The organism is Methyloversatilis discipulorum, assembly GCF_000385375.1.
Classification (GTDB): domain Bacteria; phylum Pseudomonadota; class Gammaproteobacteria; order Burkholderiales; family Rhodocyclaceae; genus Methyloversatilis; species Methyloversatilis discipulorum_A.
In genome coordinates this window covers 1,158,017-1,183,488 of sequence record NZ_ARVV01000001.1, presented here as the reverse complement: position 1 = coordinate 1,183,488, position 25,472 = coordinate 1,158,017, and the positions used below count along the sequence as shown (strand labels likewise).

Below are 25,472 nucleotides of genomic sequence, written 5' to 3'. Positions count from 1 at the left end.
GATTTGCCGCATTCCGCCGGCGTGTCGAGTTCGCTCTAATGCGCGCCACCGAGTCGCATCCGCGCTCATGACAAAAAGGAGACATGACATGGTCCGCCCGCAATCCCTGACGTTCGCCGTCGCGTTCACCCTCGCACTGCCACTCGCCGCCGAGGCACATATCGGCTACGGAGGCCGTGATTTCGGAAGCTTCGATGCCGCCGGAGGCAGCGTCACCATCGCCAATCAGACCGTGTCCGGCAATTACGGCTGGGCCGACGGCCTCGACGCCGACTTCGGCGACTCACACCGGCTGCGCGCCTTCCGCTTCTCGCTGAGCACGACCACTACCGTCACCTTCAGCGTTGCCGCGAACGCGGGCGCGACCGCCACCTCGGTCGGCGGACTGCTGCCCGGCTTCTCGATCTACCAGGGACTGGCCCACCTGGCACCGTTAGGCGCGGACCACGACGGTGCGGCGGCCACCGTGGCCTATCTGTCGTCGCTCGATGGCGCCCCGAAGGAAGGCGCATTCCGCGCATTGAACGACTGGAAGATCGGCAATGACGCCGGCGACCCGCTGTCGGTGTTTACCTTCCGCGGCTATGCAGCCGACAGCGATCTCGATGGCTTCGTGACCGGCAGTTTCGAACTGGGTGCCGGCGACTACAGCATCTTCGTCGGCGGCGTGAACTACGTGTCGCAACTGGACGCGATGCGCCCGACCTACGGCATGACGGCCACGCTTGCGGTCGCCGCCGTACCCGAACCCGAAACCTATGCGCTGCTGCTGTCCGGTCTCGGGCTGCTCGGCCTCGCCGTCCGCCGTCGCAGCGGATGCTGACCAGACGCCCCGTCAACCACCGGCGCGCGACGGCTCGCCGGTGGTGAGGTCGAAGGGCGCGATCAGCGTCTCGCCCGCTGTACGCACCACCAGGCGGGTGCGCCAGCGCATCGCGCCGGTGGCGCAGATGGGCAGGGTGACGCTCGCCTCGAAGCCGCCGCTCGGTCGTGGCGCCAGCACCTGCCTGAACAGTCCCATATTCATGTCCGCGCCCTCGAACTCGAGCTCGGCCTGGCGGACATCCACATCACTCAGCGCCAGCGACGCGACGAAGGGCGTACCGGCCGGGACCGGACGCGGCGTCACCGTCAGCTCCAGCCAGCCTCCGCGGTCGAGCGCCACGCGGCAGGGGCCGCTATCCAGCCGGCAGGGCGGCGACGCGAGCACGCGCGGCGCGGCGGCATCCACGAAATCGCGCCGGCTGCCGACGATCACGATGCCGATCAACAGCGCCACGATCAGCACATGCGGCAACGACTGTCGAATCAGGGCGGGCTTCATGCGGTGCGCGATCCAGGAGCGTGGCGTGTCGAAAGCGGTGAGTGTGCACCAGACGCCGTCAACGCGGGCACGTGCATCGATTGAAGCGCCCGCATCGAATCCCTAGACTGAACGCATGCCCAACCAGCACAGCACTGCCTTGCCATCCGCACCGCTGCTCGCGAAAACACCTGCTCGATCACTCGACCGGCTGCTTCCGAGCTTGATCAGGGCACGCTGGTGGGCACTGGGCGCGCTGCTGTTACTGTTGGCCATCGCCCCCGGACTGCTCGATCTGCCGCTGCCGCAGATGCCGATGCTGGCCATTCTCGCCGCGGTGGGCCTGTGGAACGGCCTCATGCACTGGCAGTTGCACCGAAGCGCCGGTGCACCGGACGCAACCGGCTGTCTGCTGCAGTTGTGCATCGACCTGCTCGCCTTCGCCTCGCTGCTCTATTTCAGCGGCGGCGCCACCAATCCGCTGGTGTTCATGCTGCTGCTTCCGGTGGTGCTGTCGGCGCTGCTGCTGTCGCGTGGCGCGGTGCTGGCGATCGCCGCACTGGCCATCCTGCTCTACTCGCTACTGATGGTGCAGTTCATCCCGCTCGAGCTGGGCGACGCCCGGCGGGCGACTGCGCTGCACCTGTCCGGCATGTGGCTCACCTTCGTCGTGTCGGCCGCCATGCTGGCCTGGTTCGTGATGCGCACGACCGATGCACTGCGTCGACGTGACGCGGAACTGGCGCGCGCACGCGAACAGACCTATCGCGACGAACGCGTGCTGGCACTCGGCGCGCTGGCGGCGGGCGCCGCACACGAGCTCGGTTCGCCGCTGGCCACGCTGGCCGTACTGGTCGGCGAGATGGAACGCGACACACCGGCGGAGACGACCGCAGCGGCCGACCTGAAACTGATGCGCGAACAGATCGCCTACTGCAAGCGCATCATCACGCGCCTGACCGAGCAGGCTGGCGACCAGCGCAGCGAAGGCGCCGAGTCGATGCGCTGCGACGCCTGGCTGGAAGGTCTGCACGCCGCATGGCGCAGCCTGCGCGGTGGATGCGACACCACCTTCACGCTGCTCGGCAGCGGCGAGCCGCCGCTCATCGTGGTCGAGCCGACACTGGGTCAAAGCGTGGTGAGTGTGCTCGACAACGCGTTGCGCGCCGGCGCGCCGGTCGACCTGGCACTCGACTGGAATGCCGAAGAAGTGCGCATCGAGGTGCGCGACAGCGGTCCAGGCTTCTCCGACGACGTGCTGCGCAAGGCCGGACGCCAGCCCTTCGGTGACGCTGCCCAGGGCAGCGGCATCGGCTTGCTGTTGACCACTGCCAGCCTGGAGCGGATGGGCGGCAAGCTCGAACTGGACAACCCCTGGACCGGTGGCGCGCGGGCGACGATCCGGCTGCCTCTCGCACGCATAGGCCTACATGTCTGAATCGATACTGGTCATCGACGATGACGAAACCTTCAACGCCGTGCTGGTGAATGCACTGCGCCGGCGCGGGCTGGACGCCCACGGGTGCACCGACCCCGCCACTGCGCTTTCCGTGGCCGCGCGGCAGAAACCCGCCCGCGTCGTGCTCGACCTGAACCTGAACGGCACGTCCGGCCTGTCCCTCGTCCGGCCGCTGCTCGATGCACTCCCCGAACTGCGCATCGTCGTGCTCACCGGTTACGCGAGCATCGCCACCGCGGTCGATGCGATCAAGCTGGGCGCCTTCCAGTATCTGGCCAAGCCGGTCGAGGTCGACGCCATCCTGTCGGCCTTCGACTGCGTGGTCAGCGCACCTGCCGATGACATGCTCGATGCCGAGCCGCTGTCGGTCGGACGCCTGGAGTGGGAGCACATCCAGCGCGTGCTGAAGGAACACGACGGCAACATTTCCGCCACCGCACGCGCATTGAAAATGCATCGCCGGACGCTGCAGCGCAAGCTGCTGAAGCGCCCGGTCAAGGCCTGACGCGAAGGGCCGCGCGTCGGCCCTTCCGCCTGCACATCAGTGATGGACGTGACCGGCGGCGGGCTGGATGTCGAGCGCCGCAGCCGGCATCTTCAGATCGCGCGTGGTCTGCCCCTCGGCGGGAATCTGCGACCAGTCGTTCACGCCCTGTTCGCACACCTGCATCACCTTGAACCAGCGCCGTCCCGCCGCGTCGGGCAGCTTCATCATCAGCGCGAACTCGTCGTAGTGTGCGTCGGCCAGCGGGCCGCCGCGCCAGCTCACTTCGACCACGGCCTCGGTGACCGGCTTGCCGTGATTCATCAGCGGCTGCGCAAGCTTCTCGCTGCGCGTGCTGACCGTCCAGCCCGGTTTCACCATCGGTTTCACGCTGGCCATCGGCTCGGGCAGCGTCACCGTCAGCGCGACGGTGGCCGAACCTTCGCAGCCGTGGCCGACGCGGAACACGCCCTTGTAGTAGCTGCCGGCCGTCGCGACCTGCTGTTCGAGCACGACGTGTGCGCTGGCGACGATGGGTGCGGCCAGCAGCGCCAGTGCGCAGATCCTGATCTTCATGCTTACATCCTCCATTCGATGCCGGCATAGACGGCACGGCCGTCCCCCGGCAGGTAGACGTTGCGCGCGGCGGCGGCCAGCGCGCTGAAATCGCGCACCACATTCGTGGTGGCGGCGTAGCGGCGGTCACCAAGGTTGCGTCCTTCGATGAACCACGACAGCTGGCGGCCGACCTGCTGCTGCAGGCGCAGGCCGAAGATGGCGTAGTCGTCGGCGAACTCGGTATTCGCCATATCGACCGCATAGCGCTGCGGCGACCATTCGGCGCTGGCCGCGATCTTCAGCGGACCGCCCGGCGCTGCCGAGAAGCGGTAGCCCAGTTCGCCGCGGAACAGCGTGCGCGGCACGCCGGGCAGGCGGTTGTCGCCGAACAGCGCGTCGCCGTCGAAGCGGAAGTCGTTGTAGAGCAATGCCTGACGCCACTCGAAGCCGCCGCCGAACTGGCCGTTGGCGGCGAACTCGATACCACGATGCAGCGTGCGCGGCACATTCAGTGTGGTGTTGACCGGCGTGCCACCGAGGTTCAGCGAGTAGGCCAGCAGCTCGTCGGTCACCTTGGCGCGGTAGAGCGCCAGATCGACCGCGCCCCAGCCGAAGCTGCCGCGGCCGCCCACTTCCCACGTGGTCGCACGCTGCGCGCGCAAGGATTCGATCACCGCGGCGCCGCCGGTCAGTTCGCCGAAGGACGGCGGCTCGAAACTGCGCGACACGTTGCCGAACAGCTGCACCGCCGGCGACAGATCGTGACGGATGCCGAACTTCGGACTCCAGCCTTCGTAGGAGCGGCTGAAGCTCTCGTCGGCACCGCCACAGACCAGCGGGCCGCCGGTGAAGCACAGGTCGCGGCTGCGTCGCCGCGCATTGGTGTACTGCGTCCCGACTACCGCGGTCCAGCCTGGAACGAAGGTGAACTGATCCTCGACATAGGCCTCGACATTGCGTGCCGACGTGTCGAGCTTGTTGGTGCGGGCGCCGCGCGTGCCGCCGATGTTTGTCCAGCGGTCGTCGTCGGTGTCGCCGCGCGAACTCGCCACGCCGGCGACCAGGCGGTTCGGCCGGCCGGCCAGCGTACCGTCGGACACCATGCGCAGTTCGGCACCGAAGTCCTTGCTGCGCTGGTCGAGCACCTGGAAGATCGGGTGGAACAGGTCCTTGTCGGCGTAGTAGGCCGACAGCTCGAAACGCAGACCGTCGGCCGCCTGCCAGACGGTGCGATTGGACACGCGCCACAGATCGATGTCGCGCTTCTGGTTGCCGGTGACATTGCCGGCGGCCGCCTGGCGCGGATTGTCACGCAGTTGCTGGCGCGTCAGGTTGCCCGGCAGTTCCGAGTCGCTCTGCGCGGCCTGCACGAAGAAGCGCGTCTCCAGCGACGGCGCGAGCAGCACGCCGATATTGCCGACCAGGCGCTGCGTGTCCTGCCTGGCGTGATCGCGGAAGCCGTCCTGGGCGAAGCTCGTCGCGCTGAAATAGCCGTCGACGCGCCCGGCCGCGAAGCCACCAGCCAGCTGGCTGCGCAGGTAGCCGAAGGCGCCGGTCTCGGCGCGCAGGGTCAGTGCCGGCGCATCGTGGCCGGTCGGCGACACGTAGTTGATCGCCCCGCCCAGCGTGCTCGATCCGTACTGCAGTGCATTGGCGCCGCGCCACACTTCGATGTAGCGCGTGGCCAGCGGCTCCAGCACCTGGAAATCGCCACCGCCGTCGGCCAGATTGATCGGCACGCCGTCCTGCATCAGCTTGATGCCGCGCAGGTGGAAGGTGCGCTGCAGTCCGGAACCGCGGATCGACAGCCGCGATTCCTCGGAGCCGAAGCGCGGCTGCACGAATACGCCGGCGCTGTAGCCGAGCGCGTCCTGCAATGTGGATACACGGGCGTCGCGGAAGCTGGCGGCGTCGATCACGGCGGCGCCGCCCGGTGTCAGCGCCAGCGTGGCGCGCGCTTCGTCGATGCCGGGCAGCGTAGGGGTGTCGATGCGTCGTGCCTCGACGCGCACGGCGGGCAACTGCAGCGCGCTGTCGGCGAAGACAGCCGGTGCGGCCGCCAGCGCGGCGAGGGCGAGGGCGAGCGGAATGCGTTTGAGACGCGCGCGCGCAGGCGCGGTCGCATGGGACGACGGAAACATGACGGTACTTTCGAATGGAGTGCGTCGCGCCGCGCGCGGGCGCAGGACGGCGACACGGAACGCGCGACGGCGGTCAGGCCGTCACGCGGACGAAGGCGAGGGAATCAGGCGAGCGCAGGCGGAGCGCGTGGGGAAGGCGCCAGCAGCGTGGCGGCGGTGACGGCAGCAGAGAGCGCCGGCGGCGGCGCCTGCCGCTCGGCATGCAGCGCGAACACTGCATGCGCCGCTTGCGTCGGCAGCACCGGCAGCGATTGCGCGACGCACCAGGGGCAATGACCGACCTTGCCGCCTTCGTCGTCACCCTGTTCCGCGGCCGATGCCGATCCGATGCCGAAAGCGGTACAGATCTGCGCCATGCCGGTCGGATCGGCCGACTGCTGCCAGCGCATCAGCGTGGGCAGCAGCGCCTGCGCGCACACAGCGAACAGCGCGAGCATCAGGGCGAGGCGGAAACGGGGGCGGGCGGGCGACATGGGCGCGGATGGTAGCCCGCGAGCGCCCTGCCGTGCAACACAGGCGGCCGGCGCACGCTGCATGCGTTAACATGTCGCGTCCGGCGCTGCCGCGCCCTGGTCCGAGTCACGCCAGAAAGTCCCCTTACTGATGATCCGAAAGTTGCTGCGCCGGATATTCCGTCGCCCCGAAGACAACGCCCGCACGCAGGCCGCGAGCAGCGGCCCTGTCCATATTCCGCGCGCACAGCACGGCATCGCGCGCGAACAGCTGCTGCCGGCGGCGCGCAAGGTGTGCGATTCGCTGCAGGCCGAGGGCTACCAGGCCTATGTGGTCGGCGGCGCGGTACGCGACCTGATCGCCGGCATCGAACCGAAAGACTTCGACGTCGCCACCAGCGCCACGCCGGAACAGGTGACCGCGGTGTTCCGCCGCGCACGCATGATCGGCCGCCGCTTCAAGATCGTGCATGTCATGTTCGGCCGCGACACGATCGAGGTGACCACCTTCCGCGGCGACTCCGACGCGGTGACCGACGAACATGGCCGCATCCTGCACGACAACGTGTTCGGCACGATGGAAGAGGATGCCGCGCGCCGCGACTTCACGGTCAACGCGCTGTACTACGACCCGGCGACCGAAACCGTCGTCGACTTCCACCACGGCGTGGCCGATCTGAAGCAGAAGACGCTGCGCATGATCGGCGACGCGCCGCGCCGCTACCGCGAAGACCCGGTGCGCATGCTGCGTGCGGTGCGCCTGGCGGCCAAGCTCGGTCTGGTGATCGACCCCGACGCGCGCGAGCCGATACGGTCGATGGCCAGCCTGCTCGAAAACGTGCCGCCGGCCCGCCTGTTCGACGAAATGCTGAAGCTGCTGACCAGCGGCCACGCGGTGCGCTGCGTGCGCCAGCTGCGCGAGGACGGCCTGCACCACGGCCTGCTGCCGCTGCTCGACGTCATCCTCGAACAGCCGATGGGCGAGCGCTTCGTCATGCTGTCGCTGGAGCGCACCGACGAGCGCGTCCGCGAAGGCAAATCGATTTCGCCGGGCTTCCTGTTCGCGACGCTGCTCTGGCACGAAGTGCTGGCCGACTGGGAGAAGCGCAAGCAGGCGGGCGAACCGTCGATCCCGGCGATGTTCGAGGCGATGAGCGCAGTGCTCGACCAGCAGGCGGAGAAGCTCGCCATCACGCGGCGCATCGCCACCGACATCAAGGACATCTGGCTGCTGCAGCCACGCTTCGAACAGCGGGCCGGCAAGCGCCCCTACCGCCTGCTCGAACTGCCGCGCTTCCGCGCCGCCTACGACTTCCTGCTGCTGCGGGCGGGCAGCGGAGAGGTCGAACAGGAACTGGCCGACTGGTGGACCGACTTCGCCGCCGCCGACGGCCCGACGCGCGAATCGATGCTGCGCCCGGAAGAAGCGCCGAAGAAGCGCCGCCGCCCGCGGCGCAAACCGACGGCCGGCGCGGCCGCGGCCGAGTGATGCTGCCGCAGTTGCCGGCGTGGACGCAGGCGGCCGGCCTGCTCGTCGCGTCGAACGTGTTCATGACCTTCGCTTGGTATGCCCACCTGCGCGACCTGAACCACCGCCCGTGGTGGTACGCCGCGCTGTTCTCCTGGGGCATTGCACTGTTCGAGTACCTGCTGCAGGTGCCGGCCAACCGCATCGGCCACACGCAGCTGTCACTCGGCCAGCTCAAGATCATGCAGGAGGTGATCACGCTGAGCGTGTTCGTGCCCTTCGCCGTGTTCTACATGAACGAACCGCTCAAGCTTGACTATCTGTGGGCCGCGCTGTGTATGCTGGGCGCGGTGTATTTCATCTTCCGCTGATCTCCCGATCCGCTTCCCCGACCGGAATTCCCCATCGATGCTGGACAAGGCACGCTACATCGTCGTCGAAGGGCCCATAGGTGTGGGCAAGACCTCGCTGGCCCGGCGGCTGGCGGACCACCTGCAGGCGCCGACGCTGTTCGAGAAGCCGGAAGAGAATCCCTTCCTCGGCCGCTTCTACCAGAACATGGAGCGCTACGCGCTGCAGACCCAGCTGTTCTTCCTGTTCCAGCGCATGGAACAGCTGCGCGAGGTGATGCAGGACGACCTGTTCTCCGGCCGTCTGGTAGCCGACTTCCTGATCGACAAGGACCCGCTGTTCGCGTCGATGAACCTGACCGACGACGAATACGCGCTGTACCGGCAGATCTACGCCTCGCTGAAGCTGCAGGCGCCGGCGCCCGACCTGGTCATCTACCTGCAGGCCGACGCCGACACGCTGGCCGAGCGCGTGCGCAGGCGTGGCCTCGACGCGGAACGGCGCATCAGCGAAAGCTATCTGGCCCGCGTGGTCGAGCGCTACGCGCGCTTCTTCTATCAGTACGACGCCAGTCCGCTGTTCATCGTCAACGCCGAGGAACTGAACCCGGTCGACAGCGACGACGACTTCGCGCTGCTGGTCGAGCGGCTCGGCCAGATGCGCTCCTTCCGCGAATTTTTCGGATACGCCTCATGACCTATATGCGCGACACCGACCCGGCGCGCCGCCCGGTCACGCTGAACACCCTGCTGCGCATGCGTGCGAACGCCGAGCCGATCGCCATGCTCACCTGCTACGACTCGACCTTCGCCGCCGTGTGCGATGCCGCCGGCGCCGAAGTGCTGCTGGTCGGCGACTCGCTCGGCAACGTGCTGCAGGGTCACGACACGACGCTGCCGGTCACGCTGAACGACATGGCCTATCACACCGGCTGCGTCGCCCGTGGCCTCGCCAACGTCGGTGGCCGTGCTTTCCTGATCACCGACCTGCCCTTCGGCAGCTATCAGGAGACGCGCGAACAGGCGATGCGCTCGTCGGTGCAGCTGATGACCGCCGGCGCGCAGATGGTGAAGCTCGAAGGCGGCGCCCACATGGCCGACACCGTGCGTTTCCTGGTCGAGCGTGGCGTGCCGGTATGCGCCCACCTCGGCCTGACGCCGCAGTCGGTGCATCAGCTCGGTGGCTACCGCGCCCAGGGTGTGACCGACACCGCCGCCGCCCGGCTGCTGCAGGACGCAAAGGAACTGGAACAGGCGGGCGCGACGATGATGGTGCTCGAAATGGTGCCGGCCCGCCTTGCCGCCGAAGTGACCACGAGCACGCAGCTGATCACGATAGGCATCGGTGCCGGCGTCGACTGCAGCGGCCAGGTACTGGTGCTGCACGACGTGCTCGGCCTGTTCCCGGGCCGCCGCCCGCGCTTCGTGCGCAACTTCATGCCGGGTGCCGACGACGTACATGACGCACTGAGCCGTTACGTCGCCGCGGTAAAGGACCGCAGCTTCCCCGGCCCCGAACACTGCTACTGATCCAGCGAGCCTCCCCGATGCAGATTCACCCGACCATCGCCGGCCTGCGCGCCGCGCTCGATGCAGAACGCGCACGTGGCACGCGTATCGCCTTCGTGCCCACCATGGGCAATCTGCACGAGGGCCACGCCTCGCTGATGCGTCAGGGCCGCGACCACGCCGACGTGGTGGTGGCCAGCGTGTTCGTAAACCGGCTTCAGTTCGGCCCGAACGAGGACTTCGACCGCTACCCGCGCACGATGGAAGCCGACTGCGCGCGCATGCAGGAGGCGGGGGTGGCGCACGTGTTCGCACCGTCGGAGAGCGAGCTCTACCCGCAGCCACAGACGATGCGCGTAGTGCCGGACCCGGTGCTGGCCGACATCCTCGAAGGCGCTTTCCGGCCCGGTTTCTTCACCGGCGTGGCGACCGTGGTGGCCAAGCTGTTTAACATCGTGCAGCCGCAGGTGGCCCTGTTCGGCAAGAAGGACTATCAGCAGCTGATGGTGATCCGCCAGCTGGTGCAGCAGATGGCACTGCCAATCGCCATCGTCGGTGGTGAAACACTGCGGGCCGACGACGGTCTGGCGCTGTCTTCGCGCAACGGCTACCTGTCGGCGACCGAAAGATCGCAGGCAGTGCAGCTGTATCAGGCTCTGGTGGCCGCACGCGACGCATTGCGCGCCGGAAACCGTGACTACACGCGGATCGAGGCCGACGCCATGGCATTTCTCCAGGCCCGTGGCTGGTCTCCACAATATATTGCGGTGCGACGACAAGCCGACTTACAATCGCCGGCCGCTCACGAATCCAGTCTGGTGATCGTGGCCGCCGCCCTGCTCGGGACGACGCGCCTGATCGACAATCTGGAAGTGTAGGTCGCCACGATGCGCTCAAGCCGGTGGCGTTCCAGTAGCGCACTGTCGCGCACGCCTTTGCGTGCGCGTGTTGTCTGAACAGCGCGATATCGAAGGAGCGCCCATATGCAACGCACCATGCTTCAGTCCAAGCTTCACCGGGTCACGACGACGCATTCCGAGCTGCACTACGAGGGCTCCTGTGCGATCGACCAGAATCTGCTCGACGCCGCGGACATCCGCGAGTATCAGGCGATCGACATCTACAACGTGACCAACGGCGAGCGATTCTCGACCTACGCGATCAGCGCCGAGCGCGGATCCGGCATCATTTCGGTCAATGGCGCCGCCGCGCGCAAGGCTGCCGCTGGCGACCTGCTCATCATCGCCTGCTACGCCCAATACACCGAGCTGGAACTGGCCCGCTACGAGCCCAAGCTGGTGTACGTCGATGGCAAGAACAACATCGTGAACCAGCGTGGTCACATTCCGGTCCAGATGGCCGGCTGATCCCCGCCCTGCCCGTCGTCAAGGCCCGCCCCGCGCGGGCCTTTTCATTTGGCCCGATGTGAAACAATGCGGCCTCCCCGCACCCGAACACCGCGATGAACCTGCACCTGCTCCGCATCTTCCATACCGTCGGCGAACACGCGAGCTTCTCGCGCGCCGCCGAGCACCTTGGCATCAGCCAGCCCGCCGTATCGAAGGCGCTGCGCGAACTGGAAGACCAGCTCGACGTGGTGCTGATCGAGCGCGGCGCGCGCATCGTGTCGCTGACCGAGGCGGGGCAGGTGCTGTTCGAGTACGCAGGCGGCATCTTCGCGATGGAGCGCGCCGCGCTCGAAGCGCTGCAGGCCTATTCCAACCTGGAGCGCGGTCGACTGCGCATCGGCGCCAGCATGACGGTGGCCGGTTACTGGCTGCCCGGCTACGTCGCCGATTTCGCCCAGGCGCATCCGGGCATCACGCTGAGCCTGACCAGCGCCAACACGCAGACGGTGGCTGACCGGCTGCTCGCCTGCGAAGTCGACATCGCGCTGGTCGAGGGCCCGGTCGAGGACGAGCGGATCGAATCCCGCCCTTGGCGCGACGAAACCCTGCTCATCGTCGCGCCGCCCGACAGCGCGCTGGCCAAGGCCGGCACGGTCAGCGCCGCCGACCTGAGCGCCGTCACCTGGGTGGTGCGCGAGCACGGCTCCGGCACCCGCGAAGTGATGAACCGCTGGCTGGACAAGCTGGGCATCGTGCCGGCTCGCACGATAGAAGCCGGCAGTACCGAGGCGGTCATCCAGACCGTCGCTGCCGGCGGCGGCGTGTCGATGGTGCCGCGCGTCAGCTCGGCCGACCAGATCGCGCTCGGCAAGGTCGCCACACTGACGCTGCCCGGTGTGCAACTGACGCGCCAACTCTACCGCCTGCGCCTGCCGCGCCGCCCGCTCAGCCCGGCCGCGCTGGCCTTCGAGGCGATGATCGCGACCGACTGAACGAGTAAGCGCGCGCGGAGAACGCCTGCGCGCCGAACACCCTTCTTCAGCCAAGGCTATTAATACGAATCATTCCTGTTCACATACGCAGTTACATGGTGTCTAATTCCGGGCCAAGCAATCGAGTGGCTGGTCCGCAATCATGATTATTCTCGCCATGTTGACGTGCGCGCTGTGTGCCGTCGCCTGTTACATCTGCAGCCCGCGGCAGGTGCTGCTGCACCGCCGCCCTCCTCTGTCCTGGCGACTTGCCGCCTGCATCGTGCCCGGTGCACTGTCGCTGTGGGCATGGGCCGAGGCGCTCGGCCCGGTCGCCGGCCCCTGTGCCGGACTGGTCGCCTGGATGCTGATGCTCGCCACGCTGCCCTGGGCGCTGCTGCCCGGACAGTCCGCACGGGAGCCATCGTGATGTGGGGTCGTTTTGCCGCCGGCGCGCTGCTCGGCATTCCGCTCGCCGCCGCACTGACCGGGCTGATCGCCTGGGGTTGGCCCGGGCGTTGGCAGGACGTACTGGTGCCGTCGCTGCAACTGTTCTTCCCGCTGTGGACCGCCATCGCCTGCGCCGCCGTGCTGTTCGCCGACACCCGCAGTGCCTGGCTGCGCATGCTGTCCCTGAACATCGCGGCCGCAGGTCTGCTGACCATCGTACGACTTGGAGGCGCGCTGTGAAGTCATCCACCCTCCGCCATTTCTCCGCCCTGCACACGTGGACCGGCCTGATCGCCGGCTTCGCGCTGTTCGTCGCCTTCTACTGCGGCGCCATCACGGTGTTCCATGAGGACCTGCACCACTGGCAGAGTCCGGAGCACCGCCATACCGCGCAGGCGGTCACGACGGACGAATTGCCCGCCCTGATCGACGGCATGGTGCGCAAGCATCCGCAGGCGGCCGCCGACTTCTTCGTACAACTGCCGTCGCCCAGCGCGCCGTCGCCGGTCGCCTACTGGAAGGAGGACGGCGAATGGACGCACGCGCCGCTGCGCGTCGCCGCCGGACTGGAAGACGAAGTGCCGCATTCGGGCCTGGCGGATCTGATCAACAGCCTGCATTTCTCGCTCGGGCTGCCGGTCGCCGGCATCTACGTGATGGGCATCGTATCGATGATGTACGGCGTGGCACTGGTGTCGGGCGTGCTCATCCACCTGCCACTGCTGTTGCGCGACCTGTTCGCACTGCGTCCGGGCCGCAACCTGAAGCGCTTCTGGCAGGACGCGCACAACGCGATCGGTGTCTGCAGCCTGCCTTTCCATATCGTGTTCGCGATCAGCGGTGCGCTGCTGTGCCTGTCGGCAGTGCTGATCGCGCTGATGAACGTGCCGGTGTTCGGCGGCGAACTGCCGCTCGAGATCCGGCGTGCGACGCGGGTGTCCACCGGTGCAGATGCATCGGGCGAGGCGTCGCCGATGCAGTCGCCTGCAGCGCTGGTCACGGCCGCGCGCGCAGCCGCCCCGGAGTTCGAGCCGAAGTGGCTGCGCTACTACCAGTACGGCGACCGCGCCGCTCAGGTCGAGGTGAGGGGCACCAGCCCGCGTGCGCTGGCAGTATCCGGCGGCGTGGCGCTCGAAGCCGCTACCGCCCGCGTACTGAACGTGCAGACCGGAGGCCGCAACGATGCCAATCATGCTGCCTACGCCGCCCTCTACGCGCTGCACTTCGGCAGCTATGGCGGCGCCATCGTGCAAGGTCTGTACGGCCTGCTCGGTCTGGCCGGCGCCTTCCTGTTCTTCAGCGGCAATCTGCTGTGGATAGAGGCAAGGCGCAAGCGCCAGCAGGTCGCGCAACCGACGCATCTGGTGCGCATGGCGCAGGCAACGATAGGCGTCTGCGTCGGCTGCTGCGCTGCGGTGTCCGCAGCCTTCGTCGCCACCCAGATCGCGGCCGCAATGCCGGGGGCCGACCGCGAACTGATCGAGAAGAGTGCCTGCTTCGGCGTGTTCTTCGCCGCGCTGGCGTGGTCCTTCGCTCGCCCGCCCTCGCGCGCAGCGTTCGAACTGCTGCTCTTGACCGCGGCATTGACGGCCGCGATTCCGCTCAGTCACGGCGCGCTGACCGGTGACCATCTGCTGCGCAGCGCCCTGCTCGGCGACTGGGTGCTGCTCGGCATCGACCTGTGCGCGCTGCTGATGGCGGCCGGCTATGTCTGGCTCGCCGCGCTGACACGAAAACGTGCCCTGGACGGTGATCCGAACAGCGTCTGGGCCGCCCCCACCGATGGAACCCAGCCAATGCGCCAGGCCATTTGAAAACCGCGCCGGCGCGCTGTCGCCGGCCATTCGATTCAAGATTCCGGAGAAGCCATGAAACGAGTTCCCCGCGCAGCGATGCGCCTGGGGCCGGTCAGTCTCGCGCTGCTGGCCTGGACGCACGGCGCCCACGCCGCCGACGTACCCACCCTGCCGGCCGTCAAGGTCGAGGACGCGCGCGCCACCGAAAAGGCCGACGGCCCGGTCCGCGGCTACGTCGCAAAGCGCAGCGCCTCGGCCACCAAGACCGACACGCCGCTGGTCGAAACCGCTCAGTCGATCTCGGTCATCACGCGCGACCGGCTGGAAGCGCAGTCGGTGGTGTCGGTGCAGGACGCGCTGCGCTACACCGCCGGCGCTCGTGCTGAACCCTATGGACTGGACAATCGCGGCGACTGGGCGCAACTGCGCGGCGCCAGCTTCACTCAGTACCAGGACGGCCTGCGCATGCTGTTCGGCAGCTACAACAACATCCGTCCGGACGTCTACACGCTGGAGCGGGTCGAGGTGCTGCGCGGCCCCTCCTCCATCATGTACGGCCAGGGCAGTTTCGGCGGCACCGTAAACCTGGTGTCGAAGCGCCCGCTGGCGGAGGCCCAGCACGAAGTGCAGGCGGTCGTCGGCAACAACGGCCTGAAGCGTCTGGCCGTCGATTCGACCGGCCCGCTCGACAGCGAAGGCAAGTGGCTGTACCGGCTGGTGGCGGTCGGCCAGGATGCGGAGACCCAGGTCGACCACACACAGGACGACCGCATGGTGTTCATGCCCTCGCTGACCTGGCGCCCGAGCACCGACACCGAACTGACGGTGTGGGCCAATCTGCAGCGCGATCACACGAACACGACGCAGTTCTTCTTCCCGCACCAGGGCACCGTGCTGCCGGCGCCGAACGGCCGCATTCCGTTCCGCACCAATATCAGCGAACCGGGATTCGACCGCTACATCGGCGAGCAGCAGGCCTTCGGCTACCGCTTCGAGCACCGCTTCAACGACGCGCTGACATTGCGTCAGAACGTGCGCCATTCCGACAGCCAGGTCACCTACCAGTCGGTCTACAGCCGCTTCGGCCCGGCCCCCGTACTGAACCCGGACGGCCGTACGCTGAACCGCACGATCTACGTGTCCAAGCCCGAGGTCGAGGCGCTCACCGCCGACACGCAACTGCAGGCGAACTTCTCGCACGGACCGTTCGAGCATACGGTGCTGTTCGGCTTCGACTTCCAGCGCGTACTCACCAGCTCGGTAATGGGTCGCGGCAACGCGCCGGCGATCGACGTCTATGCGCCGGTCTACGGCAACTACACGGTGCCTGCGCTGGCGCGGCAGCCGGACACCCAGCTCTACCAGAGCGGCTTCTACCTGCAGGAGCAGCTGAAGATAGACCGCCGCTGGATCGCCACCATAGGCGCACGCCGCGACTGGGCGCGCCAGAACAACGATCTCGACGCGGCGTCGGCGCGCATTGACACGCACGCCACCACCTGGCGTGCCGGCCTGCTGCACCTGTTCGACAACGGCTGGGCGCCCTACGTGAGCTATTCGGAATCGTTCAACCCGAGCGCCGGCTTCAACTTCTACAACGAGGCCTACAAGCCGCTCGAAGGCGAACAGTGGGAAGTCGGCGTGAAGTACCAGCCGCCGGGCAGCCGCCTGTTCCTGACGCTGGCCGCCTACGAGCTGAAGGAGAAGAACCGCCTGACCGCCGACCCGAACAACGCGCTGAACCGCATCCAGGTCGGCGAGGCGACGATACGTGGCGTCGAGGCGGAAGCGCAGGCCAGCCTGGCGGGCGGCGTCGATCTGATCGCGACCTACACCTACACCGACAGCGAGATCACCCAGAGCAACGCGGCGGATCTCGGCAAGCGTCTCGCCAGCATTCCGGAACACATGGCGAGCGCCTGGGCGGTGAAGCGCTTCACCGCCTTCGACCTGCCCGGTCAGTTCGAGGTGGGCGGCGGCGTACGCTACATCGGCGCCAGCTGGGACGGCACCGACAGCCTGCGTACGCCTTCGATCACGCTGATGGACGCATTGCTCGCCTACCGGACAGGCCAGTGGCGCTATGCGCTCAACGTCGACAACATCGCCGACCGCGAGTACTACACAACCTGCCTGTCACGCGGTGACTGCTTCCTCGGCACGCTGCGCACGGTGCGCGCTTCGGCCACCTATCGCTTCTGATCCGCGGCGGCTGCGGCCCTGCCGGGCCGCAGCACGGTGTCAGGCCAGCGCCCGACCCACCACCTCGGCCACGTCGGCCGACAGCCCCTGCAGGTCGCGGATGCTCTCCAGCGCCTTGCGTGCGTGGGCCTGACGGCCGTCATCGAAGCGACGCCAGCGGTCGAAAGCCCGGGCCACCCGCGACGCGACCTGCGGATTCACCGGGTCCAGTTCGCGGATGACGCCGGCGGCGTAGGCGTAGCCGGAGCCGTCGGCGGCGTGGAAGTGCAGCGGATTGGCGGCGCAGAAGGTGCGCACCAGCGCATACACCTTGTTCGGGTTCTTCAGGTCGAAGGCCTCGTGCGCCATCAGCTCGCGCACGCGGGCGCGGGCGTCCGGCAGCGGCGAGGTCGCCTGCACCGCCAGCCACTTGTCCACCACCAGCGCCTCGTCCTTCCAGCGTGCATAGAACTCGTTCAGCGCCACTTCGCGCAGCGGCGTTTCGCTGTGCGCCAGCAGCGAGAACGCGGCGAACTGGTCGGTCATGTTGTCGGCGTCGCGGAACTGCGCCAGCGCGCGCAGCTGCAGCGCACTGTCGTCCAGCGTCATCAGGTAGCCGAGCGCGAGGTTGCGCAGTGCGCGCCGGCCCATCGCCGCCGGTTCCGGTGCGTAGGCGCCCGACACGACATGACGCGCCAGCAACGCCTCGAACTGCGGCCGCAGCCGCTCGGCCAGCGTGCGCCTGAAAAACGTGCGCACGCGGTGGATGGCGTCCGGGTCGATCACCGCCATCTGGTCGCCCAGCCAGGCTTCGGATGGCAGCGTGAGCGCCTCGGCAGCAAAGGCCGGATCGGCGTCCGCCTGTGCCAGCACCGCAGCGAAGGCATCGACGAACAGATCGGGCACCGTGGGCTCACTGCGGGCTTGCACCTGCGCCACACCGGCCAGCATCAATCGCGTTGCCAGCCGCTGTCCGGCCTCCCAGCGGTTGAATTCGTCACTGTCGTGCGCCATCAAGGTCGCCAGCCCGACATCGCCGTAATCGAAATCGAGCGCCACCGGTGCCGAGAAATTGCGCAGCAGCGACGGCAGCGGCGCCGACGCGAGCGCGTGCGAAGACAGATCGAACTCGAAGGTCTGCGTCGCCTCGGTCAGCGACAGCACCGTGGTCGGCAGGATTTCGCGTCCATCCGCACTCAGCAGGCCCAGCGCCACCGGAATGTGCAGCGGACCGCGGGCAAACTTCAGCCCCTCCTCAGCCAGACGTTTCTCGTAGGCGGTTTCCGGGTTCGACTGGGTCAGCGTCAGCGTCCATCGTCCGCTGGTGGCATCGAAGGCGGCTTCGGCCTTCAGCCGCGGCGTACCGGCCTGTTCGTACCAGCGGCGGAACTGGGTCAGGTCGACGCCTGATGCGTCCTGCATCGCCGACACGAAGTCATCGCAGGTGACTGCCTGTCCGTCGTGCCGCTCGAAATACAGATCCATGCCGCGACGGAAACCATCCTCGCCGAGCAGCGTGTGGATCATCCGCACCACCTCGGCCCCCTTCTCATAGACGGTGGCGGTATAGAAGTTGTTGATTTCCTCGTAGCTGGCGGGCCGTATCGGGTGCGCCATCGGCCCGGCGTCCTCCGGGAACTGCGCCGCGCGAAGCCCGCGCACTTCCTGGATGCGCTGTACCGGGCGCGAGTATTCATCCGACCCGTATTCCTGGTCACGGAAAACGGTCAGGCCTTCCTTCAATGACAGCTGGAACCAGTCGCGGCAGGTGACGCGGTTGCCTGTCCAGTTATGGAAATACTCGTGCGCAACCACGCGGTCGATGTTCATGTAATCGACGTCGGTGGCGATGTCCGGCCGCGCGAGCACGTACTTGGTATTGAAGATGTTGAGGCCCTTGTTCTCCATCGCCCCCATATTGAAGTCACCGACGGCGACGATCATGTAGCGGTCGAGGTCGAGCTCCAGGCCAAAACGCTGTTCGTCCCAGCGCATCGACTTCTTCAGTGCATGCATCGCGAAATCGCACTGGTCCAGCTTGCCCGGCTCGACATAGATCGCGAGATCGACCTTGCGGCCGGATGCCGTCGTATAGCTGTCGTCGAGGCGGTCGAGCTTCGCCGCGACCATGGCGAACAGGTAGCAGGGCTTGGGGAAGGGATCGACCCAGCGCGCCCAGTGGCGACCACCCTCCTCGTCGCCGCTCGCGACCAGGTTGCCGTTGGCCAGCAAGTCCGGGAAGCGCGCCCTGTCGGCGTGTAGCGTCACGGTGTAGCGTGACATGACGTCCGGACGGTCCGGGAACCAGGTGATGCGACGGAAGCCTTCTGCCTCGCACTGCGTGAAGTAGCCGTCCTTCGAGCGGTAGAAGCCGGACAGCGTGGTGTTCTCGTCCGGTTTGATGCGCACCTGCGTCGCGACACGGCAACGGTCGGGAAGATCGGCCAGTTCAAGTCTGCCTTCGCGCACGAAGGAGGCCGGCGCGGGCAGCGCGCGTCCATCGACGCTGAGCTGCAGCAGTTCAAGCGCCTCCCCGTCGAGCTGCAGCGGTGCGCGTGGCACCGATTCGTTGCGGCGCAACATCATGACGGCAGCAACCAGGGCCGTACCGTCGTCGACGAGGGTTACGTCGAGCTCGACCTCGTCCACCCACCAGGCGGGAGCGACGTAATCACGAAGGTGGATGGCGCGCGAAAAAGAGTTCTTCATTTGTTAACTTCCGTGTCGATAACACCAGAGGTGCAGGTTCGGACAAGTTCCGGGTTGCGGGATTCCCTCGGTCTGCATCAAGCCACACGGCCGTTTCCGGCGCATCGTGCCAAGCGCGGGTGGTGTGACGGAGGTCGAGGAAGCCGTGATAGGAGGAAAAGTAGCATCCGGGTAAACCCTTAGTCCGGGTGACCTAAGTTCCAAAGAATGACACATCGCAGCATTACCATCGAATCAACAACTCAAAAGGTATGCCATGGGTGCAAGTCTGAACGAAGGGGTCGTCGTCGCGCGCCAACCAGGCGCTGGCGAAGAACTGTCCCCGGCCCGTACGCGGGCGAGCTGGCCGCGCTTCTCGGCGAATGCCGCGCATCATGACAGCACGTCCGCGCACGATGCAGCCCCGGCTGCTCCGGGCCTGCGCAACTGGACGGCTGGCGAACTGGCAGCGCTGCTGTGTGAGTTCCTGAAGCGGGAACACGCCGCTCTCGCCGCCTGCCACGGCCAGCAGGTCGAATCCGACTGGATCCCGCTGGCACGCGCCCTGGCCATCCGCCTGTCCGAAGCACCGGGCATGTCGCTCGCCACCAGCCCGCTGAAGACCCGTTTCCTGCTGCGCGAACAGATCGGCGCCTGGCTCGTGCATACGGCACTGGACGCCAGCGCAGCGCACACCGTGCGCATCGCGCTGCCCGACACCTGGAGCAACGGCAAGGTGCTCGCCTACCTGTTCCGTCACGAAATCGCACCGATGCACCACGTCACCGCCGCGCTGCGCAGTCTCAGTGTCCCACTGGCGCTGAGTGAGGACGTCGCTGGCGACAGCCTGCAGGTGAACGGCTGAGCGCACACCGCGCTGATCAAATCGAAGGGGTTGCCGCCGCGAGGCTGCAACCCCTTGTTTTTTCATGGAACCCGGCCGCACAAAACAAAAAAGCCAGTTCGCAAGAACTGGCTTTTCTGTTTCATTTCACTGGTGCCGCTGACCGGAATCGAACTGGTGACCTTCGCATTACGAATGCGCTGCTCTACCGACTGAGCTACAGCGGCAATAAAGAGCGCGCATGATAGCCGCTGAAGGGCTCAAAATCAATTCAGGTAGCGCAGAAAGCGGTAATTTCGCCGCACTCAGACGCCCGGACGCACGCGCACGACGATGTCTACACCGTCGGCCACCATGCCCGGCGGCAATTGCGGCATGCCCTCGATGCGCAAGGTGCTGTTCGGAATATCGGTCAGGCAGCCGGTCACGACGTCGTACAGGTGATGATGCGGTTCGGTGTTCGGATCGAAGAACACCTTGGTCGGATCGACGATCACCTCGCGGATCAGCCCGGCCTCACGCAACACCTTGAGCGTGTTGTAGACAGTCGCCTTCGACGCAGACGGCGAAGTCTCGTTCGTTGACCATGGCCAGAATCTGGTCGGCCGACAGGTGCTCCATGCGCGAGAACAGCACGCAGGCGATGTCGATGCGCGGCTGCGTCAGGTTGATGTCGTGAGCGCGCAGCAGATCAATGGTCTGTTCGCGGTTGAGCGGAGATTTCATGGTTTCGAGTATATGAAACGGAGTGCCGTCACGCAAAGCCCGATCACGGCTGAGCCAGTTCCTTCGGCAGCGGAAAATTCACGTTCTCCGGCGTGCCATCCAGCGTCCTGACCGATGCCGCACCCAGTTCGCGCAACCGGGCGATCACCGCATCCACCAGCACTTCGGGTGCCGACGCCCCGGCGGTGACGCCGATGCGCTTGCGTCCTGCCAGCCACGCGGGATCGATCTGGTTGGCGTTGTCGATCAGGTGCGCCGGTACGCCGAACTGCTCTGCCACTTCGCGCAGGCGGTTGGAATTGGAACTGTTGGGCGAACCCACCACCAGCACCAGATCGCTGCGTGGCGCCATGAACTTGACCGCATCCTGACGGTTCTGCGTCGCGTAGCAGATGTCGTCACGCTTCGGACCGACGATGGTCGGAAAGCGGGCGCGCAGCGCGTCGACGATGATCTGCGCGTCATCGACCGACAGCGTGGTCTGCGTCACGTAGGCCAGCTTGTCCGGGTCGGTCACTTGAAGTGACTGCACGTCGGCCACGGTTTCGACCAGATACATGCCGCCTTCCGACTGTCCCATGGTGCCCTCGACTTCCGGGTGCCCCTTGTGGCCGATCATGACGATCTCGCGGCCGGCGTCGCGCATCTTGGCCACTTCGACGTGCACCTTGGTCACCAGCGGACAGGTCGCATCGAACACGCGCAGGCCACGCGACGACGCATCGTGACGTACGGCCTGCGGTACACCGTGCGCGCTGAAGATGAGCGTGGCGCCCTCCGGTACCAGCGTCAGATCGTCGATGAAGATGGCGCCCTTGGCGCGCAGGCTGTCGACGACGAACTTGTTATGCACGACTTCGTGGCGCACATAGATCGGCGCCCCGTACTGCTCCAGCGCGCGCTCGACGATGGCGATCGCGCGCTCCACGCCGGCGCAGAAGCCACGCGGATTGGCCAGCAGCACGTCCATGTTCTCGCCCTCAGGAGACACCGATCACCTCCACCTCGAAACGCACGGCGCGGCCCGCCAACGGGTGGTTGAAGTCGATCAGCGCGGACTGCTCGTCCAGTTCGCGCACCAGCCCGGGAAACTTGTTGCCGTCGTTATCGGTGAATTCGATCACCGAATGCACGTCCAGTTCGATGTCGGCCGGAATGTCGCGGCGCGCAAAGCGCTCGACCAGATCGGCCTTGTGCTCGCCGAACACCTCGCCCGGTGCCAGCTCGAACACATGGTGGCTGCCCACTTCCAGCCCGGCAAGACGCGCTTCGAGCGCCGGTGCCAGCTCGCCGCCTCCCAGCTGCAGCGTGGCCGGCGTCGATTCGAAGGTGCTGATCAGCGCCTGACCACCTTCCGGCAGCGCGACGCGGAAGTGCAGCGTGACCAGGCTGTCGGGTTTGACGGTGTCGTTCATGCTTGTTTCTCCGCGCGGGCGAAGCGGTCCGACAGACCGAACTGGTCTGCCAGCATCAGCACCACGCCCGCTGTGATGGCCGAGTCAGCCACGTTGAAGGCCGGGAAGCCTCGGCTCCCGGCATGAAAATACAGGAAGTCGACCACGGCGCCGAGCACGACGCGGTCGATCAGATTGCCGATCGCGCCGCCCAGTATCAGTGCCAGACCGAGCGGCAACACCACTTCGGCGACGTGCTTGCGCATCAGCATGATCAGCCAGATCGACACTGTGGACGTCAGTACGATGAAGAACCAGCGCTGCCAGCCGTCGTGGTCGGCCAGGAAGCTGAAGGCGGCACCCGGGTTGTACACCAGCACCAGATCGAAGAACCAGGTGACCGACCAGCTCTGGCCATAGCTCAGCCACTGCGTGATCAGGTATTTGGTGAGCTGGTCCACCCCGACCACGAAGGCGGACAGGGCGAGCCAGCCGGCAAGGCGTGCGTTCATCGGCTTCCGTTCAGGCGTGTTCGCGGGCTTCGCCCGCACCGTGCAGATTGGCATCGCAACGGCCGCACAGTTCCGGATGTTCGGCATTGCTGCCGACTTCTGCGCGGTAGTGCCAGCAGCGGGCGCACTTGGCGTGTGCGCTCGGCGTCGCCGTGACGCCCTGCTCCGCCTCGCTCGCCACCTTCTTCAGCGTCGCGGCCGAGGTGATCAGCACGAAGCGCAGATCGTCACCCAGCGACGCGAGGTCGTCGTGCAGTTCGCCGGCAGCGCGCACCTCGACTTCGGCCTGCAGCGACGAACCGATGCCGCCTTCCGAGCGCAGCGTTTCCAGCACGCGGGCCGATTCGGCGCGCAAGGTGCGGATGCGTGTCCAGCGCGCCATCAGTGCGGCTTCGTCCGCCTGTTCCGGCAGTTCGTGCCAGGTGGTCAGCATGACGCTGTCGGCCGACTTGTCGCCGAGTACGGTCCAGATTTCCTCGGCGGTGAAAGCCAGCACCGGCGCCATCAGCCGCACCAGGGTGTGCGTAACGTGCCACAGCGCCGACTGCGCCGAACGGCGGGCGTGCGAGCCGGGTGCGGTGGTGTAGAGCCGGTCCTTCAGCACGTCGAGGTAGAAGGCGCCGAGGTCTTCCGACGCGAAGTGCTGCAGCGCCTGCACCACGCGGTGGAACTCGTACTGCTCGTAGTCGGCGGTCACGCGCGCCTGCAGGTCGCGGGTCAGCGCCAGCGCGTAGCGGTCGATGGTCAGCCACTGGTCGGCCGGCAGCATGTCCGCCTTCGCGTCGAAGTCGGCGATATTGGCGAGCAGGAAGCGCACGGTGTTGCGCAGCCGGCGGTAGGTTTCGACCACGCGATCGAGGATTTCCTTCGAGATCGACAGCTCGCCCGAATAGTCGGTTGAGGCCAGCCACAGGCGCAGGATTTCGATGCCCAGCTTGTTGCCGACTTCCTGTGGCTCGATGCCGTTGCCGAGCGACTTCGACATCTTGCGACCCTGCGCATCGACCGTGAAACCGTGGGTCAGCAGCGCCTTGTACGGCGCCTGGCCGTCGATCGCGCAGCCGGTCAGCAGCGACGAGTGGAACCAGCCGCGGTGCTGGTCCGAACCTTCGAGGTAGAGGTCGGCCACCGGTCCGCCGTCGGTGCGCGCGAGGTCGGCGTGCGAGCCGCGCAGCACGTGCCAGTGGGTAGCGCCGGAATCGAACCACACGTCCAGCGTGTCGCTGATCTTCTCGTACTGCGCCGCGTCGGCGCCCAGCAGTTCGGCGCCGTCGAGGTTGAACCAGGCGTCGATGCCTTCGGCGTCCACGCGCTGCGCCACCGCTTCCATCAGTTCGACCGTGCGCGGATGCAGTTCGCCGCTTTCGCGGTGGATGAAGAACGGAATCGGCACGCCCCAGTTGCGCTGGCGCGAAATGCACCAGTCCGGCCGGTTGGCGATCATTGCTGCCAGCCGCGCCTTGCCCCAGTCCGGGTAGAAGTCGGTGTTCTCGATCGCGGCCAGCGCCGATTCACGCAGGCTGGGGCCGCCCTCGGGCTTGAGGTCCATGCCGACGAACCACTGCGCGGTGGCGCGGTAGATCAGCGGCGTCTTGTGGCGCCAGCAGTGCATGTAGCTGTGCTGGATCTTTTCGTGCGACAACAGCGCGCCGACCTCGGCCAGCTTGTCCACGATGACCGGGTTTGCCTTCCAGATGTGCAGGCCGCCGAAGAAAGGCAGCGATTCGGCATACACGCCGTTGCTCTGCACCGGGTTCAGCACGTCGGCCACGGTCAGGCCGTTCTTCATGCAGGAGTTGAAGTCATCCACGCCATAGGCCGGCGCGCAATGCACGATGCCGGTACCGGCGTCGATGCCTACGTAGTCGGCCAGGAAGACCGGCGACTCGCGCTCGTACAGCGGATGATGGAAGGCGATGCGCTCCAGCTTGTCGCCGGTTGCGGTGGCCAGAACGCGGCCTTCGCGGCCGAAGCGCTTCAGGCTCTGTTCGACCAGCGCCTCGGCCAGCACCAGACAGCCGGCGTCGGTCTGCACCAGCGCATACACGTGCTCCGGGTGCATGTTCAGCGCCTGGTTGGCCGGGATGGTCCACGGCGTGGTGGTCCAGATCACCGCATGCGCGCTGCCCGCCGGCAGTTCGGCCAGGCCGAATGCGGCGGCCAGACGGCCGCGCTCGCGCTCGCTGATCGGGAAGCCGACGTCGACCGCCGGGCTGCCCTTGTCCTGGTACTCGACTTCGGCTTCGGCCAGCGCCGATCCGCAGTCGAAACACCAGTTCACCGGCTTCAGGCCGCGATACACCCAGCCCTTCTTCACCATTTCGGCCAACGCGCGGATTTCGCCCGCCTCGTTGCCGAAATCCATCGTGCGGTAGGGGCGGTCCCAGTCGGCCAGCACGCCGAGGCGGATGAAACCCTTCTTCTGGATTTCCACCTGCTCACCGGCGAAGGCGCGGCACAGCTTGCGCACCTCGGAGGCCGGCAGGTTCTTGCCGTGTTTCTTCTCGATCTGGTGCTCGATCGGCAGACCGTGGCAGTCCCAGCCCGGCACGTAAGGCGCGTCGAAACCTGCCAGCGTCTTCGAGCGGACGATGATGTCCTTCAGGATCTTGTTCACCGCGTGGCCGAGGTGGATGTCGCCGTTCGCATACGGCGGGCCGTCGTGCAGCACGAACTTCGGACGGCCGGCGGCCTTTTCGCGGATGCGCTTGTAGAGCTGGGTCTGCTGCCACTGCTGAACCCAGCCGGGTTCGCGCTTGGGCAGGTCGCCGCGCATCGGGAAGGCGGTGTCGGGCAGGTTCAGCGTCGTGCGGTAATCAGCCATCTTGATCAGCCAG

The 25,472-nt window shown here is 66.8% G+C and carries 24 protein-coding genes, 1 tRNA gene and 1 pseudogene; 15 read left to right on the top strand and 11 right to left on the bottom strand.

The annotated features are described in order from the left end of the window. The first annotated feature begins 88 nt into the window (after positions 1-88). A complete protein-coding gene (locus tag METRZ18153_RS0105755; protein ID WP_020163822.1) occupies positions 89-823 on the top strand; it encodes an FxDxF family PEP-CTERM protein in 735 nt (244 codons plus the stop codon). Between the two features lie 12 nt (positions 824-835). Here METRZ18153_RS0105755 and METRZ18153_RS0105750 read toward each other — a convergent pair whose 3' ends face one another. Continuing rightward, positions 836-1,324 (bottom strand): hypothetical protein, encoded by a 489-nt coding sequence (locus METRZ18153_RS0105750; RefSeq protein ID WP_020163821.1) that lies wholly within the window; start codon positions 1,322-1,324, stop codon positions 836-838. 202 nt (positions 1,325-1,526) lie between these two features. Between METRZ18153_RS0105750 and METRZ18153_RS0105745 the strand changes: the two genes are divergently transcribed. After that, positions 1,527-2,741 (top strand): sensor histidine kinase, encoded by a 1,215-nt coding sequence (locus METRZ18153_RS0105745; protein WP_020163820.1) that lies wholly within the window; start codon positions 1,527-1,529, stop codon positions 2,739-2,741. Further along, positions 2,734-3,267 (top strand): response regulator transcription factor, encoded by a 534-nt coding sequence (locus tag METRZ18153_RS0105740; protein WP_020163819.1) that lies wholly within the window; start codon positions 2,734-2,736, stop codon positions 3,265-3,267. The genes METRZ18153_RS0105745 and METRZ18153_RS0105740 overlap by 8 nt, the downstream gene beginning before the upstream one ends. 36 nt (positions 3,268-3,303) lie before the next feature. Here METRZ18153_RS0105740 and METRZ18153_RS0105735 read toward each other — a convergent pair whose 3' ends face one another. The 3 genes from METRZ18153_RS0105735 to METRZ18153_RS0105725 all read right to left on the bottom strand — a co-directional run bounded on the left by METRZ18153_RS0105735 (position 3,304) and on the right by METRZ18153_RS0105725 (position 6,418). After that, complete coding sequence (locus METRZ18153_RS0105735; RefSeq protein WP_020163818.1) at positions 3,304-3,822, bottom strand: YcnI family copper-binding membrane protein; 519 nt, start codon at positions 3,820-3,822, stop codon at positions 3,304-3,306. Positions 3,823-3,824: 2 nt separating this feature from the next. After that, complete coding sequence (locus METRZ18153_RS0105730) at positions 3,825-5,945, bottom strand: TonB-dependent receptor family protein (RefSeq protein ID WP_020163817.1); 2,121 nt, start codon at positions 5,943-5,945, stop codon at positions 3,825-3,827. A gap of 104 nt (positions 5,946-6,049) precedes the next feature. Beyond that, positions 6,050-6,418 carry a DUF2946 family protein gene (locus tag METRZ18153_RS0105725; protein ID WP_020163816.1) on the bottom strand — a complete coding sequence of 123 codons (369 nt, stop codon included), beginning with the start codon at positions 6,416-6,418 and terminating at the stop codon, positions 6,050-6,052. Between the two features lie 130 nt (positions 6,419-6,548). On the opposite strand from METRZ18153_RS0105725, the gene pcnB reads away from it, so the two are divergent. From pcnB to METRZ18153_RS0105670, 11 genes are all read left to right on the top strand, one after another. Continuing rightward, complete coding sequence (pcnB, locus tag METRZ18153_RS0105720) at positions 6,549-7,886, top strand: polynucleotide adenylyltransferase PcnB (protein ID WP_029143574.1); 1,338 nt, start codon at positions 6,549-6,551, stop codon at positions 7,884-7,886. Next, entirely contained in the window at positions 7,886-8,236 is a 351-nt protein-coding gene (locus METRZ18153_RS0105715) for a DMT family protein (protein ID WP_019919243.1), read from the top strand. The genes pcnB and METRZ18153_RS0105715 overlap by 1 nt, the downstream gene beginning before the upstream one ends. 37 nt (positions 8,237-8,273) lie before the next feature. Then, positions 8,274-8,912: a deoxynucleoside kinase gene (locus METRZ18153_RS0105710; RefSeq protein ID WP_019919244.1), complete on the top strand. Its 639-nt coding sequence runs from the start codon at positions 8,274-8,276 to the stop codon at positions 8,910-8,912. Beyond that, entirely contained in the window at positions 8,909-9,745 is an 837-nt protein-coding gene (panB, locus tag METRZ18153_RS0105705) for a 3-methyl-2-oxobutanoate hydroxymethyltransferase (RefSeq protein WP_020163814.1), read from the top strand. The genes METRZ18153_RS0105710 and panB overlap by 4 nt, the downstream gene beginning before the upstream one ends. Positions 9,746-9,762: 17 nt before the next feature. Next, positions 9,763-10,602, top strand: coding sequence for a pantoate--beta-alanine ligase (gene panC, locus METRZ18153_RS0105700; RefSeq protein ID WP_020163813.1), 840 nt, complete (start codon positions 9,763-9,765; stop codon positions 10,600-10,602). Between the two features lie 105 nt (positions 10,603-10,707). Then, positions 10,708-11,091 carry an aspartate 1-decarboxylase gene (gene panD, locus METRZ18153_RS0105695; protein ID WP_019919247.1) on the top strand — a complete coding sequence of 128 codons (384 nt, stop codon included), beginning with the start codon at positions 10,708-10,710 and terminating at the stop codon, positions 11,089-11,091. Positions 11,092-11,186: 95 nt separating this feature from the next. Then, positions 11,187-12,065, top strand: a complete 879-nt coding sequence (locus tag METRZ18153_RS0105690; RefSeq protein WP_019919248.1) for a LysR family transcriptional regulator — start codon at positions 11,187-11,189, stop codon at positions 12,063-12,065. Between the two features lie 142 nt (positions 12,066-12,207). After that, a complete protein-coding gene (locus METRZ18153_RS0105685; protein ID WP_043363778.1) occupies positions 12,208-12,474 on the top strand; it encodes a hypothetical protein in 267 nt (88 codons plus the stop codon). Beyond that, positions 12,474-12,734, top strand: a complete 261-nt coding sequence (locus tag METRZ18153_RS0105680) for a hypothetical protein (protein ID WP_020163811.1) — start codon at positions 12,474-12,476, stop codon at positions 12,732-12,734. The genes METRZ18153_RS0105685 and METRZ18153_RS0105680 overlap by 1 nt, the downstream gene beginning before the upstream one ends. Further along, positions 12,731-14,308 carry a PepSY-associated TM helix domain-containing protein gene (locus METRZ18153_RS0105675; RefSeq protein ID WP_020163810.1) on the top strand — a complete coding sequence of 526 codons (1,578 nt, stop codon included), beginning with the start codon at positions 12,731-12,733 and terminating at the stop codon, positions 14,306-14,308. The genes METRZ18153_RS0105680 and METRZ18153_RS0105675 overlap by 4 nt, the downstream gene beginning before the upstream one ends. Before the next feature lie 54 nt (positions 14,309-14,362). Further along, the gene (locus METRZ18153_RS0105670) at positions 14,363-16,492 is read left to right on the top strand and encodes a TonB-dependent siderophore receptor (protein ID WP_232415973.1); all 2,130 of its coding nucleotides are present in this window, start codon (positions 14,363-14,365) and stop codon (positions 16,490-16,492) included. Between the two features lie 39 nt (positions 16,493-16,531). Here the strand turns inward: METRZ18153_RS0105670 and pepN are convergent, their stop codons facing one another. Next, positions 16,532-19,180, bottom strand: coding sequence for an aminopeptidase N (pepN, locus tag METRZ18153_RS0105665; protein ID WP_020163808.1), 2,649 nt, complete (start codon positions 19,178-19,180; stop codon positions 16,532-16,534). 256 nt (positions 19,181-19,436) lie between these two features. Between pepN and METRZ18153_RS0105660 the strand changes: the two genes are divergently transcribed. Then, positions 19,437-20,024, top strand: a complete 588-nt coding sequence (locus METRZ18153_RS0105660; protein WP_020163807.1) for a hypothetical protein — start codon at positions 19,437-19,439, stop codon at positions 20,022-20,024. A 130-nt stretch (positions 20,025-20,154) separates the two neighbouring features. Here METRZ18153_RS0105660 and METRZ18153_RS0105655 read toward each other — a convergent pair. The 6 genes and pseudogenes from METRZ18153_RS0105655 to ileS form a co-directional block, all read right to left on the bottom strand. Further along, positions 20,155-20,230, bottom strand: a tRNA-Thr gene (locus METRZ18153_RS0105655). A gap of 78 nt (positions 20,231-20,308) precedes the next feature. Then, a pseudogene (locus METRZ18153_RS19970) lies at positions 20,309-20,729 on the bottom strand (Fur family transcriptional regulator). 43 nt (positions 20,730-20,772) lie between these two features. Beyond that, the gene (gene ispH / locus METRZ18153_RS0105645; protein ID WP_020163806.1) at positions 20,773-21,699 is read right to left on the bottom strand and encodes a 4-hydroxy-3-methylbut-2-enyl diphosphate reductase; all 927 of its coding nucleotides are present in this window, start codon (positions 21,697-21,699) and stop codon (positions 20,773-20,775) included. Between the two features lie 10 nt (positions 21,700-21,709). Continuing rightward, a complete protein-coding gene (locus METRZ18153_RS0105640) occupies positions 21,710-22,144 on the bottom strand; it encodes an FKBP-type peptidyl-prolyl cis-trans isomerase (protein WP_020163805.1) in 435 nt (144 codons plus the stop codon). Beyond that, positions 22,141-22,635 (bottom strand): signal peptidase II, encoded by a 495-nt coding sequence (lspA, locus tag METRZ18153_RS0105635; protein ID WP_020163804.1) that lies wholly within the window; start codon positions 22,633-22,635, stop codon positions 22,141-22,143. Before lspA ends, METRZ18153_RS0105640 begins: the two co-directional genes overlap by 4 nt. 10 nt (positions 22,636-22,645) lie before the next feature. Then, positions 22,646-25,459 (bottom strand): isoleucine--tRNA ligase, encoded by a 2,814-nt coding sequence (gene ileS / locus METRZ18153_RS0105630; RefSeq protein WP_020163803.1) that lies wholly within the window; start codon positions 25,457-25,459, stop codon positions 22,646-22,648. Positions 25,460-25,472: the final 13 nt, after the last annotated feature.